This window comes from Hyphococcus luteus (genome assembly GCF_002943565.1).
Classification (GTDB): domain Bacteria; phylum Pseudomonadota; class Alphaproteobacteria; order Caulobacterales; family Parvularculaceae; genus Hyphococcus; species Hyphococcus luteus.
In genome coordinates, this window is sequence record NZ_PJCH01000006.1 from 1 (window position 1) to 14,064 (window position 14,064).

The following is a 14,064-nucleotide window of genomic DNA, read 5'->3' on the forward strand; positions in this document are numbered from 1 at the left end:
CAAAGCATGAGTAATCGGGCTTGGCGCCCAGCGGTCAGGCTCCTGTGGCAAGGTCAGTTTTTGACCTGCAAGATGGGAGATGAAGATGAAATACTACGTTGGATTGGATGTTGCGCTGCGTTCACTGGCGCTTTGCGTCATTGACGCCGACGGCAAGATTGCTCTCGAACGAGCGTTGCCATGCGAAATTAAAGACGTCGCTGATTGCATTCGTGATTTTGGCAAGCCCGTCGAAATGATTGGTTTTGAAGCCGGCACAATGAGCCAGCATCTATTCCACGGGCTGGTCGCTGAGGGTTTTGAAGTTGTTTGCATGGAGGCGCGCCAGGTGAGCGCCGCTCTGTCCGCCATGCGTAACAAGACTGACAAAAATGATGCGCGCGGCATTGCGCAAGTCGTCCGGTCCGGCTGGTACAATCCGGTTCACATGAAAAGCCGTTCCAGCCATTGTGAACGAGCGCTTCTCACCAGCAGAAAAACAATCCTTCGCAAATGCCTGGATCTGGAAAACGAAATCCGTGGTCTGTTCAAGGCCTTCGGCATTCGATTGCCGAAGGCGATAAAGCGGTACAACTTCGCCAAGCAGGTGCGGCCCATCATCGAAGCTGACGAAGGCTTGTCACATGCGTTGTTGCCGGTGCTTGATGCTCATGAAACATTGCTGGTCATCTTTGTGGAACTGGATCGACGAGTAAAGACGTACGCACGAAAAGACCCCGTTTGCACCCGTCTCATGACGGCGCCGGGCGTTGGCGAAATTACGGCGCTGAGCTTTAAGGCGGCTATCGATGACCCGACGCGGTTTAAATCCTCCCGCAATGTTGGCGCACACTTCGGGCTTACGCCAAGACGCTTTCAATCCGGCGAGATGGACAATCATGGCCGAATATCCCGCGCGGGAGATGAAGGCGTTCGAGCTAATCTTTATTCGGCGGCAAACTCACTGCTGACACGGTCACGCAATCCATCGAGGCTCAAGTCATGGGCTATGAAATTGATGCGTAGCAAAGGTCGACGTAGAGCAACCGTCGCGCTTGCCCGCAAACTCGCGGTCATCCTGCATCGCATGTGGGTTGCCGGGACAGACTTCCGATGGAACGCTACGGAGGTAACTGCATGATCTAAAACCTCACCCCGTTCCATCGGGATCGTCCTCACTTGGACGAGGTTGGTGGATGAAGCCGATTATGTCTGCTGCGCCTTATAATAAGCGCGACTCAAAGCGAGGCTCTCCACAAACCAATCCGGCACATGCATGCAGCCGCTTTTCATCTTACGAAGCGAACAGACTGCGGAGAGAAGCGTGACCCAAGTGAATACGAAACCGCGGAAAACTAAATTTGGAGCTTGACTGGACCCGCCGATTAGAGAAGCGGACATTAGTGGTGCAGGCTGAAAATTTGATAAGGCCACGAGAAATGGCGAAACTTATTCTTGCGAACCAGGTGTTCTTGCATGGTTATTGTTATATTATCGCGCACCAGATACATTGACTACAATCGCTCTTAAACGTGATAATTGTGCATTTGAATTTTGTTCATTCAGCTGGTCTTCAAGCTCGCTAGCCGATTTCGCTTTCGTCCCGGTACTCGGATGGGTCGTGGATTTCTTTCCTAAATCCGCGCCGTGCCAGAATACGAGCAACACGCCAAACCCCTTGGTTTCCGGGTCGCGCGTATATAGATGATCAAGCTGGGTGGACATTGCCGTCCACAGATCGGCCGAATGAGAAAGCTTAACTTCGATCACCATTTTAAGGCCCGGGCGCGACACGGCGATATCAACACGCTTATTTGCGGACATGTGGCCCTCAGGCTCAACCGAAAGCCCGAACGGCGCGAGGCGCCGCCTAAGAAGATTTACAAAAACATCGCGGCAACTGTCCTCACTTTTCGGTACGTCAATTTGGCCGCGGGATTTTTCATTCCAGAACTGCTTATAGATATCAACGTTATTGCCGTCGATCTCTTTCGCGACATCACGTAAATGGTCCACCACAAGCGCGTGCAAATCCGCAGCATTCGCGGGCGCTTGATTGGACAACGTCGCGAGGGTTCGCTCCCAATCCGGACGGTCATATTCCGCCTCCCGGCGCGCGACCAGATGCCGGGCCAAGGCGTTTTTCAAATAGTCGCGATATTCCGCCAGTGCCTCGTCGGCAATCAGGGATTTAAGCGCTTGCGTCGCGTCGGCCTCCGTTTCTGCCGAAAGCCGATCGATCAGGCCACGCACGCATTCATACGCGTCCCACGGGTTTGTGTCACCGGACCAACCGCCGGAAGGGTGATCGACGGGCGGCCATTGAGCACCAACTGTCGCAATGAGGAATCGCAATTCATCGACCGACAATGGCCATCGGCCATAGGGAGTGCGATCTTGTAGGCCGAGAAAATTACGCAATACCCAAAAGACATTGCGATCTTTAGCGATAGCGCTCTTGATGGACGCGCGCATTTCCTCCGGCTGCAAGAGATAGGCTGTTGCGCGCCAAAGCCAGCGTTTTTCCGGGTCCGGCGTATCACCATCTGTCGCCGCGAGAGCGCGGCTTGCAAGTGCGTCATGCAGTGCGTGTTCGCAAAGCGCCGCTCGCAACAATAGCCGCAGCGTCGCCGCATTCATTTCCGGATACTTATCGATGATCGGCAACAACGCCTCGCGGCGCCATTGCTGGAATGAAGGCTCGTCCAAATATTCATAAAGCGCGGTAATGGGGTCTTTGCCGCGTTCCAGATCATATTCAACCAATCGGCGGTAAGTCCCCGCGCTCACCTCAGGAAAAGCCTGACGGACGGATTTTCGAAACGACACGTCAACTGCGCTGTTTCGTTTCAGTCGTTCGCTCGTTAAATTAAGCACATCGAAAGCCAGAACGGCGGCGGCGATATCCGACGAAACCCCGGCGAGCGAAACGCCATTACGCAATTGCACGTCGACACGGGCGACGAACACTTGCCATAACAGCAGATACTTTCCTTCTCTATGTTTGCTCAAAATCTCATCGACAGTGGGCGGGACGCCGGACGCGCAAAATGCTGCAAACCCCTCCAAAACGGCGGCGGCGTTCTCATCCCCAAGAAACGATGCGAGCCGCGCGGTCGGTTCGGCGTCATGATCGAGATCACTGAACTGATCGAGATAGACGCGGGCGGCGAACGCGAGGTCACCCGTCGCTTGGCCTGTGCGTATGGCCTCGCGTTTGGCGACAAAATCAGCACGCAGTTTTTCGCGATTTTCATGTTGTTCCCGGCGGCGCGCCGCCATTTTGTCACGGCGCTCGAATTGCCAATCGTCAAGATCGCACACGAGATAGGCATCCATGAAATTTTTTAGCGTGGGATCGTTATCGCCGATTTCATAGAGCGTTTCGAAGTTTTGCTGGCCGGCGCAAGAGTCCGGCAGGCAGTATTGAAGGCCGGTTTGTAGGACAAACTCTCTTCGGCGCGGGTCGCTTTCCATTTTCAAACGCTTTATGCACCAACCGGCAATCGTCTCAGCGGATGCAATCGGCGCAATGATTTCACTGAACAGTCGAAAGCGCCGCCCTTTCTCTTCGGCGAATTCCGGTTGATCGACCAACAAGTCGAACGCTGGTTCCACCAGTCTCGGCGCGCCTTTCAACAATTCGATGAACGAGCCTTCACTGCGCCCGACGCTAAACCGTTCAAGTCGCGCGCGGAGCTGCATCCACCGGACAACGCGTGTCGCAGAAATCACCGACGGCGTTTCTCTGGCGACGCGGTCAATCATTTTACCGATAAATGATGCAGCGTCCCAAACGGCGGCGTTGATATCGGCGCCAAACCTTTCAGGAACGACATCGACAATATCATCGAGAATTTCCGGAATATCGCCCACTGGCAGACGGTCACATAGACTCCATAAAACGCCCACCGCGCCGTCATGCCGGCTTTCCAAATATTCGCGGACTAGGGTGACGACATCGGCCGGGCCGAAGCCTTTCGTGTAACAATGATCGAGTGCTTCTGTTCTCAGATACAGAACGCTTTCTTCGTCGCCGGCGAGACGGGACGCTTCGCTGACCACAAAGTTTTCACCCTTTTCTCCAAAAGCGCACAACACGCGCAGCGCAATGGCGCGATCGCTCTTATGAAGGGCTTCGTTTTTCAGAACTGTGCCAAGTGTTTCGAACGCGGCGTCGCAAGGCTTCGCGGCGTCAAACGCCTCGAGCGCCAGTCTGCGCAAGTCCCGCGGTGCATCCGGGTCATTCAAAATCGCGCATAGCTGCGCAATGCTGTCTTCTTGGACGAGGCTGGCGAGCTTTGCGCTGCTGCGGTCAAATGATAGAAACCATGGATTGTCGTTGGCGATCGCCGCAATCGCATTGAGGAGGGTCAGCTGCGCCTTTGGCGGCAGCGACGCCGCATCGCCATATTCGAGGACGCCAAGCGGATCGGCGTATATGAAAGTTTCCGCATGTTCCGGAAGCGCCAGTGGCATCCAGGCGTGCAAACCGCGAAGTTCCGACGACGGATGTCCGTCGGTTCCAAGAAGCGCACGGACGCGCCCGATTGGGAGACCGCTGCGAATCTGGTCTGCCAACCAAAACGCCGCCAAAAACTCGGCGCTCGTGCGGTGATCGTAGTCGACGCATTCAGGGGTCGCGGCCGCTTTAAACAGCGGACGCTTAAGCGCCGCTTCAACTCTCTCGAGATCGAGATAGTCGAGAGCCCTATAGCTTGGAAAGCCCGTCGTCTGACTTTTGGCAGATAATGACACTCCTTCGATGTCGGCGATGAGGCGCGCGGCGCAGATTGCGCCGGCCGTCAATTTCAACTCATTGGCCGTAAAACGGCCGCCCTCTTTGCGCGCGTGGGCGGCGTTCTCTTCCTGTAATTCAAGCCGCGTGGCGCTATCAAAGAGCTCGTAGATCGTGGCCGGCCATTCACCTGCAGAAACAACTCGCCACAACATCAAGAGCTTGCGCGGATTTTCAAGGAAACTCTCAAGATCGCGGGATTTGGCTTCCGCGATAAGGTCTTGCGCCTCAGCTTCGGACGCGCCATCAGTGCAAAGAATTTCAACTTGTTCCGCTTGGGTAACTTTCTCCAGGGCAACAACGGCAAAACCGCCAGCGCGATCAAAAAAATCTTTGAAGGCGGCTAGGTCCGTTTCCCCCAACCAATCGCGACTACGGCAGGAAATACGGACGACCCGTGGGCCGCGCTCAAACAGCCTTTGAACAATGCGATCGACAATGGCGTCGTCGGCGGGGCCGGCGCGTTGTTCGTCAAGACCGTCGATAAAAAGGACGTCCGATAGCTCACTGAGCGGCAAGTTCAGGAAGGATCGGCACGTGACATATTGCCCGCCGGTTTGCCGGGCAAGTTCCTTGAAGGACCAGGTTTTCCCGGCGCCGGGATCGCCAAGCAGCACAAGATTGGGCTGGTTTTCATAGGCGGACAGGCGATTGCGCGCCTCCTCGCCAGCTCTTCCGTCGGGCGATTGAGGCTCTACAAGGCGGACGCGTCGGTCAATCATTGCAAGATCGAGGGTTATGTGATTCCCGATCACGTTACATAGGCGTCCACGACCCGTTTCGCCACTGCGAGGCGGACGCCTCCGACCTATTGCGCGTTAACCAAAAACAGCGCCAGTTGCCGCCAGCGCCTATATCGGGGATTTGCGAGATTACTGTATGCCGACGCGCGCCAACAATCGTTTGATGAAAGTTCGGCCTACATGTTTCCGCCAAGCCGGTCCCAATTGTTGCCTCAAAAAGAATACGCTTTGTGGAAAATATGCGGGATTGGTTCCTTTAAGTTGTCGATAACGCGCAGGAGAAATCTTCCGTAATCTCTCCTCGGCGACTTGTTCAAAAACCTTCACCTTCTCATCCAACGCAAAATCCTCCAGCGCTTGCAGCGCCGCATCGACCGGTTTCACAGGCGCATTGTCATAGGCCGCGAGCTCATGGTCTGACCAATGTTTCAGAAGCTCCTGTGAGGCGGCGTTGATTTGCAGATGTTTTGAATTGTGGGCTTGGTTCGCCTGCCTGAATCTCAATAAGCCGGTAACGAGTGCCAGAACTAACGCGGCCACAAGTAACGGCGCCGTATGGCGCTCGGGGATTGCGTCCGTTATTTTGGGCCCGATTAGGCCAAACAATGCAGTCGCCACCACGCCGATCCATATCGCAATTTGATTTCGCAAACGGCGGTGTCCTAACAATTACTCGGCGTCGAATCTGCGTGATTTCGCCACGCGAAACAAGAAATCGATACGACGTTGAGCAAAGAATCGACCGCGACGACGCTTTAGCGATACCCTGCCTATACAAACCGAAACGCTTCAACCATGCGGCCGTGAAAATTTCTGCATCAACTGACGGCAAGCGTGCCATAATCGCGGGCCGGTCCGCCGGACGGGCGAGGTCGGTCCGGATGAGGCGCGCGCACAACTAGAGCGCCGACGAGTATAAGGTCCGGCTTTATATCCGGAGCGACATAAAACTCGCCAAAGCCCGCTTCAGAAGAATGGCCGTAGACCAATTATTCCGACGTGACAGCGAGTTCCGGCGTCTTGGCGCTGATTGTGAGTTTGACCTCAAAGCCCCCGACCGACTTGATATACTCGTATACATCAATAGCGACGATATGGCCGGCCAGTTCTTCCGTATGATTGCGCCGCTTGACAATGCTCTCAATCAACGCATTCGACAACGGACAGCCCAGCGCTTTTTCTGTAAGCATGTTCGCAAACGCCAGATATTTCTTCATGGTTTCGTCAACATCCTGCTCATCGAAAACGCTGACATTGAATTTCAAAACATTCGCAACATATTCCTCGCCATCGACATAGTAGGAAAAGTAGTTTCCGGTGTACCCCTCTCCTGGTTCGCCGATTGTCGCTGACGCGCACCATTCATTGGGCGTTTCATGGAAGCAGTGATAATCATCGGTCTTCACGCCGAGTTCAGCGAGAAAACCCTTGGCGACGTAAGGGTCCCAACCCTCTCCCGGCGCATAGTATCGGCGGGTGTTCTCATTTCGGCGCCGACGAAGAACCTCCCGCGTAATCCTCCGCACGTCGTCCTTTGACTTTGGTTTGCCGATCATCACGTCGCGTCGCCAACGGTGCAGCAGCTCAACATTAGCCCCGAATGTCAAAATCGCCGTTAATTGCGCAAATCGACGAACGCCATCATCCTTGATTGCGATGCGCAGCACCGAAAAATCGCTCTCATAGATTGAATATAACGATAACAGAAAGAGGTAAGGCAGAAACAGAATGGTTAAGACGCCAGGCAATGCGAAATCGACGAATGTCGCAATCGTCGCGAACTCGTTAAAATTGCCGACCACCTGACGAACGGCGAATCCCAAATAGACGATGACAACAAAAGCGAGGGTTGTTGTCAGGACATTATAGGGCGTCCGCAATTCTTCTTTTCCTTCCGCAACCGATTGCATGAGCATGAGAAAAAACAGCGCCGGCACCAGCATCATCTCAATCAACAATGGAAACGATGTATAACCAACAAGAAATTCAACGATCACGAGAACTTTGAGTTGATCTATGAAAAGCTGGCGAAACCTGACGAATTCGCCAGCTCTTGTCGGCATCCGAAACAATTCGACTATGCCGACAAAAACCGCCCAGAAGAGCGTCGCTTTTAAGTGGCTCCAATTCCACACGCCGAGCGCCGATAATCCATAAACAAGCAACCCGATGTAGGCCGCAGTCGTCGCGAAAACCGGCGCCAACCGCTTCGAGAACACATGTTTGGCGGATGCAATGAAGAAACTTCGGAATGCTGCCTGGGACGATACCCACAGCGCACCTGCCGAAGTCCAAAAAATCACCGCGATTTCGCGGTTGGTGAATAATTCCATGAGCGCCCATTTGAAAATGCTTGGAGAGACAGATATGGGCGGAAAACTAAATCCTCAAGTCGTCGAACCGGCTTCCTTTAAGACCTTGCACCACCTTTAGCTCCAAGTCTGATTTGTCAGCTTTAGAATATAATTATACCGCCTCGCCCGTCTCCCTGATGTCCGGTTTACGCACGGCTCCCCATTCAAGCTTAAAGCTCTATGCTCTCAGCAAGCGCCAATGCATCTTCGACTTCTACCCCAAGATACCTAACCGTACTGTCAATCTTTGTATGCCCCAATAGTAATTGGACGGCTCTCAGGTTTCCGGTCTTCCGGTAAATCAGTGTAGCTTTCGTCCGTCGCATAGAGTGAGTAGCGTAAGATGACCGGGGCAAATCAATCGATCTGATCCATCGTTCTACCAATCGCGCATATTGCCGAGTTGTCAAATGCCTATTTCGATCTTTTCTGCTCGGAAAGAGCCAATCATGTGGTTGTAATTGTTTGAACCTGCACCACTCTTCAATTGCATTGCGCGTGCACTATGTGACTTCGAATTGAACCGGATTTCCTGTCTTGCTTTGGAGGGTCTTGGCCCGCCTGTGGATTTCACCGCCGGTTCGCATATCTGAAACCCGAATTCGCAAAAGATCGCATCCTCGCAACTTGCTGTCGACAGCCAAGTTAAACAGCGCGAGGTCGCGCCTATTATTGGCAAGCTCAAGTCGGACCCGAATTGCCCACACCTCTGGCGGTTTGAGCGGCGCTTTTTGCCCAATAAGTTTTCCTTTGTTCCATGGAGTTTTGTCTGGTTCTGTGTTGGTAATGGACATAAATGGCTCCTGTTTTCAGGGAGCCAAACCAATAGCAAATCAACACACAATCAATTCCCGAGAATCCTCTCATCGGACGTGAGTGCGCCGAGCCCTGAATACAAGCGAGATGGCCGAAGTACGCTTTTGTGAGTAAAAAGCCAGAAGCAGATCCCGAAGCTACCGATCGGCAATTTTAACTGGCCACCTCAATTGGCGATTCCAACTGGTCCTATCAAGACGACCAATTTGTGATAACCAGCAATATTGGCTGGATTCAATATTCAGATTTTCGACTATTTATAGTATAGCTCTACAGTCACAGCGCCAACCTGCCCAAGCATTAAGGGTCGAAACAAAATGCGCCTTGAGAACGTAAGCATTCGTAACTTCAGATTACTGCGGCGGGTTTCAATCGACCTTGCCCAGGACAAGACGACAACCATCTTCGTTGGGCCCAATAACAGCGGGAAAACCTCCGTCATGGAGGCGCTTCAGCTCTTTATCGGCTTTGCGAACGAGACACCAAAGATATCCTTTCACGACCTCTCGCAGCTTCGGCATCGCGATCTGAGGCGCATCGAAGTTCTCCTCGCGGCAGAAGGCGACCCTGAGAAGAGGACCGCAATATTAAAACGATTTGCGCCGCGTATGCGGCTCGATCTGACTTTTGCCTATGACGAGGACCAGGCCGACCTTGTGGCTGCGACCCAACTTCTGATGGACCTAACTCCAGGCACAAGCAAAGTGCGGATGAGAATCGACTATACGCTCGAGAACGCAAAGAATCTTCTTGATGAGTTTGAGGCACGGCCCCGCAAAGACCTATCGCTATGTGAATATCTTAAGGACACCTTCCGGGATCACTTCAAACGAATATTCTTCAAGGTTTCGCTAGACGGAAAAGAGGTCGAAAAACTCGATGACGGCGGTTTGTTGAAATCTCTACTGCGCATCGACATCGTACCCGCTCAGCGGCACGTCGATGACGATGAGGGAATCCGCTCGGCAAAGCTCTCAAAACTCCTACACGATCATTATCAACGCTTCTATCAGTTAGATGATGCTGCGGGGTATCAGGCAATCGAAGATGCTCTTACGCAAAGTGCGGACGATCTGACGGATAAGTACGGCAAGGCCTTCGGACGTCTTACGACGCGCCTTCAAAGTTTTGGATATCCGCCCGGTCAAAAAGCGCCGGACCTAAGAGTACGCGCTGAATTGAGCGCGGAGACAATCTACCGTGACAACGCGCGGATATATTACGCCAGCGAACACGCCGGAAAAGGTGGCGTGATGGAAGAGTTCGAGCTTCCCGAAAAGTATAACGGGCTTGGTTATAAAAATCTGATCTATATCGTTCTCCAGTTTGAATCGTTCCGAGCTGCAATCGAAGCGACCCAGGGCGACAAGCCGCGAGTGCATATCATTGGGATCGAGGAACCCGAAGCTCACCTGCACCCGCAGATGCAGACCGTTTTCATCAGCGAAATCTCAAAAGCTCTGGAAACGGACGGGGGCACCACCGCGCAGGTTCTGATGTCCACCCATTCATCTCACATGATCGCCCATTCTGAGTTTGAGCCGGTGAGGTATTTCAGGCGCGTCGGCCGTCAAGTCATTATGCAGGACCTGTCAAAGCTGCCCTTGCCCGAAAACGATCCTGATCTTCTCGGCTTCCTGCGCCGCTACATTCGATTAACGCACTGCGATCTATTTTTTGCGGACAAGGCCATCTTTATCGAAGGGCAGGTGGAACGATTGCTGCTTCCAATGATGATAGAAGAGCAAGCGAAAGTAGCGGGCTGTGAGACGCTGAGCAGTCAGTATATCAGTATCTCTGAGGTCGGCGGGGCCTATGCGCACAAATTTAAGCCGATCATCGAATTTCTCGGCATCCCTAGCCTGATCATCACCGACCTCGATTCCGTGGATGACAACAATGAGAAGTGTCCGGTCGCGGAAGGCAAAGGCACTAGCAATGTTTGCCTCCGGAGCTGGATTCCCGCGAAGGCAAATATCGACGAATTGATGGCCTGCAACGACGCGGAAAAGACGCAAGGCTGCATCCGCATCGCCTATCAGGTCAGTCAGAACGGGCAATGCGGTAGGTCTTTTGAAGAGGCGTTCATTTATGCCAACGTCCCTTGGTTGACGGCGAACCACGCCAAACTCAGCACTACAAAAGCCGCTATCAAAAAGGCGGTTGATGCTGGAATCGTGGCTGAGGCGTGGACGCTGAGTGCCAAGCTGGCAAAAGTCGATTTCGCACTCGATCTTATCAACTCACCGGGATGGGTCATCCCTCTCTATATTCAGCAAGGCCTTAAATGGCTGGCAGAACATCCGGCAAGATAATGACCGAAGCTGACGAAAAAATATTGGAATGCCTCAAGACGCGGCAGAGCTTTCTGATCGACGCCGGGGCGGGATCGGGAAAGACATCCTCGCTTATTGGCGCGCTAGACTTCATACGCGGCCCTGACCGAACGAGTGTTATAGGCGAAGGACAGCAAGTTGCCTGCATCACTTTCACGAATGTTGCAAAGAACGAGATCGTCGAGCGCACTGAGCACGATCCCTTGTTTGTCGTATCGACAATTCACGACTTCCTTTGGGCCTCGATTAAGTCGTTTCAGAAAGAGCTGAAGGCCGCCCTATTAGCATTCAATGACAGCCTGCCAGCAACAAGCCGGAGAAAGCAGAATCAGATTGAGCTTGAGGCCGCGCTGAAGACAGCGCCGACGATCATCTACTCTGATCGAGGGGCGAACTTTTTGGAAGGACGCATATTTCATGATGACCTTCTGGGCGTAGCGTACATCATGTTCCGTGATCATCCCTTGCTGTCCAAGGTCGTCGCTGCCCGGTTCCCGTTTATTTTCGTTGACGAATATCAGGACACAGATCCGCTCGTCGTAGAAACGCTTTTGGATCACCTGTTAAAAACGGATCAACCGCCCCTAATCGGCTTTTTCGGCGACAAGATGCAGAGCATTTATCAAGGCGGTGTCGGCGAGCTTACAGCCGATCAGCAAGCGCTTCTCGTTCCGATCAAAAAGGAAGAGAATTATCGCTGTTCGAAGGCGGTGATCGAACTGCTCAACAAAATCCGTACGGATATACAGCAACAACCCGCAGGTGCCAATCTGCCGGGCGCTGCGGTGTATGTCAGCTTGGTTGGCGTTGATCCCGATGCCGATTTGTCAGCTCTGGCCGTGCAAAAAGCTCGTAATGCGTTTGGTTGGGACATCGAGGGCGAGTTGAAGGTGTTATTCCTCACACACCGCCTTATCGCCCGCAAAGCTGGTTATTCCGCGCTGTGGGCCGCATATAACAGCCAAGGCGGCTTTACCCGAGACAGATTTCAGAGTGGCGAAGACCCGATCGCATCTTTCTTCGTCAACAGGGTAGAACCCTTCATTTTGGCTTGGCGAGAAGGAAGAGTGGGGCGCACCATTAGCGGTCTGAAGAAACGACCAATTCCGATCGCGGGGGCGGCTGAGAAAGCCCGCGTCAAAGCAGCCCTCGATGAATTGCTCGCTCTTATCGACTCCGGCGGCACCATTGAGGCAGTGCTGAAGCATTTGCGCAAAGCGCAGTTGGTCACTCTATTGGATGATCTCGAAAGCGCCGTTGCGGGGCCGGTCGCTCCAGCCGATCCGGGCTCCCCCGAAGCAGAACACCAAGCCTTCATGAGCCTGCTACTGGCTGTGCCCTATGTTGAGGTCACCCGCTACCGAGCAGTTCTTAAAAATAGTATGCCATTTTCCACCAAGCATGGCGTGAAGGGAGACGAGTTTAAGAATGTAATTGTGATCCTGGATGACGCAGGCGCGAACTGGAACCAATACTCATTCGGTAAATTCCTAGCCGGAACCGATACCAGCCAAAGCCGGGAAAAACGCACGCGCAACCTGCTCTATGTCTGCTGCTCCAGAGCCAAGGACAAGCTAATCGTCGTCGATCTTGGTGCTGGAGCTCAGGCAAAAATAGAGGAATTATTCGGTGCAGGCGCGGTCGCGATGTGACCAAAGCGGGAAATAGTGCAATGGTTCTCGTAGGGACGTCGCCCATCGCAGCACGATGACTAAAAGCAGTTGCGTCGTAAGCGGCTCTATTTTTGAGCTCGCCGGAGGCAATAACGAGGTCCGCATTTGCACAATTCAGATCGATCTGATCTAGATTTCTTATGTCCGGTTTTGCGCGCAGAGGCGACATTCCGGCTAGAACTCAGGCAATAGGCCCGACTGTCATTTGGCGGCAAATCTTTTTGATAGCAGCCTTCGGGTCAAAACCTATGGCGTTGGCGTTGGCGATGTCGGGGAATTCGATGACGTCTACTCGGCGCTCGCCGCTTTCCACTCTTGCGACAAATGACTGGTATTGAGCTAGCGCTTTCGCGAGTTCGGTCTGATTTAAGTCTGCCGCTTTTCGCTCTTTTACTGGCTTTTGAAGCTCTTCGCCCAACGAACTTGCCATGTGGAAACATCAAGCTTTGAAAATTTGAGAATCAGGGATACTAATCGTGTTCGTCTTCCCGTGGGCGTGGCCGCTGCCTTGGCAAAGGATTTTTGATCCAACGGTAATTTCACCTCAGAGACCGTCCTTTTTCATCGGCCGTCTGAAGCGAGCAGCGCGTTTCAAGTTGGCCGTTTTGGAAAAGGAATGTCATGTTTTCCACATACGCTGGCGCAAAACGCCGAGCCAAGCAGCTCAACAAAACGCTCTTTGAGTGTTCGATCATCTTTCCACTGAGCCATTGCCAGAATGCGCTTGCGCACGCCCAAGGGTTTGGCAATTGGCATGAACTTAAGTCTTCCATTGGTTCTGTGCGCTGCGCCATAGAGCCGGCGCTCTTTAAGCGTCGACTAATGAATGTACTCCCGGAGTCCTGCCGAAGGACAGCCGACTACTGGGTGGATCGTCGTTCGTTTGAATGGGCCGACGAAGAAAGCCCGATCAGCATGGAGTTTCGGAACTGGTATTACATGGTGAATCCCTATTTCTTCTCGCTCATGGTGGGATTCAATCGCAGCCCCGCCTTACTCCAGCCCGGCTCAGGCAAGGGACAAAGATTGCGAAAAACAATTGTTCAGCTGGCGCTGCAAAACGGCATGATGCATCATTCCGAAAGTGGCTGTTTCAAATTGAACCCCACAACATTATCTGTCCAGAAAACAGCGCCGTTTTACGAATTTTTCTCACCAGAAATCCATCAGCATAAAGATTTTAAAACCGAACTCCAGCGTGTTGCTGACGCGGGGATTTTGAGTTGGACGCCCAAAAATGAAAAAGTGGGAACGATTGAAATATTCCCGCCATCCAAGCAAGAGCTTATGGATCATGTAGCGGCATGCCGCAGGAACCATGACCCATTTATTCAAATGCTCTCCGAGAAGCGCGCTAGTTAAAAC

The 14,064-nt window shown here is 53.0% G+C and carries 8 protein-coding genes and 1 pseudogene; 4 read left to right on the forward strand and 5 right to left on the reverse strand.

The window, feature by feature from the left end; translation table 11 throughout:
• Positions 1-85 precede the first annotated feature (85 nt).
• Positions 86-1,120: an IS110 family RNA-guided transposase gene (locus tag CW354_RS10760; protein ID WP_104828498.1), complete on the forward strand. Its 1,035-nt coding sequence runs from the start codon at positions 86-88 to the stop codon at positions 1,118-1,120.
• Positions 1,121-1,470: 350 nt separating this feature from the next.
• Here the strand turns inward: CW354_RS10760 and eruA are convergent, their stop codons facing one another.
• The 4 genes and pseudogenes from eruA to CW354_RS24055 all read right to left on the reverse strand — a co-directional run bounded on the left by eruA (position 1,471) and on the right by CW354_RS24055 (position 8,668).
• Positions 1,471-5,499, reverse strand: coding sequence for an NACHT domain-containing antiphage protein EruA (gene eruA, locus CW354_RS10765; RefSeq protein WP_133162275.1), 4,029 nt, complete (start codon positions 5,497-5,499; stop codon positions 1,471-1,473).
• 150 nt (positions 5,500-5,649) lie between these two features.
• Positions 5,650-6,138, reverse strand: a complete 489-nt coding sequence (locus tag CW354_RS10770; RefSeq protein WP_165793649.1) for a hypothetical protein — start codon at positions 6,136-6,138, stop codon at positions 5,650-5,652.
• Positions 6,139-6,509: 371 nt separating this feature from the next.
• The gene (locus CW354_RS10775) at positions 6,510-7,853 is read right to left on the reverse strand and encodes a hypothetical protein (RefSeq protein ID WP_104830100.1); all 1,344 of its coding nucleotides are present in this window, start codon (positions 7,851-7,853) and stop codon (positions 6,510-6,512) included.
• 191 nt (positions 7,854-8,044) lie between these two features.
• Positions 8,045-8,668: pseudogene (locus CW354_RS24055) on the reverse strand (tyrosine-type recombinase/integrase).
• 339 nt (positions 8,669-9,007) lie between these two features.
• Here CW354_RS24055 and CW354_RS10785 point away from each other — a divergent pair.
• The gene (locus tag CW354_RS10785) at positions 9,008-11,005 is read left to right on the forward strand and encodes an AAA family ATPase (protein ID WP_104830101.1); all 1,998 of its coding nucleotides are present in this window, start codon (positions 9,008-9,010) and stop codon (positions 11,003-11,005) included.
• Complete coding sequence (locus tag CW354_RS10790) at positions 11,005-12,678, forward strand: UvrD-helicase domain-containing protein (RefSeq protein ID WP_207764761.1); 1,674 nt, start codon at positions 11,005-11,007, stop codon at positions 12,676-12,678. Before CW354_RS10785 ends, CW354_RS10790 begins: the two co-directional genes overlap by 1 nt.
• A gap of 202 nt (positions 12,679-12,880) precedes the next feature.
• Here CW354_RS10790 and CW354_RS10795 read toward each other — a convergent pair whose 3' ends face one another.
• Positions 12,881-13,117: an XRE family transcriptional regulator gene (locus CW354_RS10795; RefSeq protein ID WP_207764762.1), complete on the reverse strand. Its 237-nt coding sequence runs from the start codon at positions 13,115-13,117 to the stop codon at positions 12,881-12,883.
• A gap of 203 nt (positions 13,118-13,320) precedes the next feature.
• Between CW354_RS10795 and CW354_RS10800 the strand changes: the two genes are divergently transcribed.
• Positions 13,321-14,061 carry a hypothetical protein gene (locus tag CW354_RS10800; RefSeq protein WP_104830103.1) on the forward strand — a complete coding sequence of 247 codons (741 nt, stop codon included), beginning with the start codon at positions 13,321-13,323 and terminating at the stop codon, positions 14,059-14,061.
• Positions 14,062-14,064: the final 3 nt, after the last annotated feature.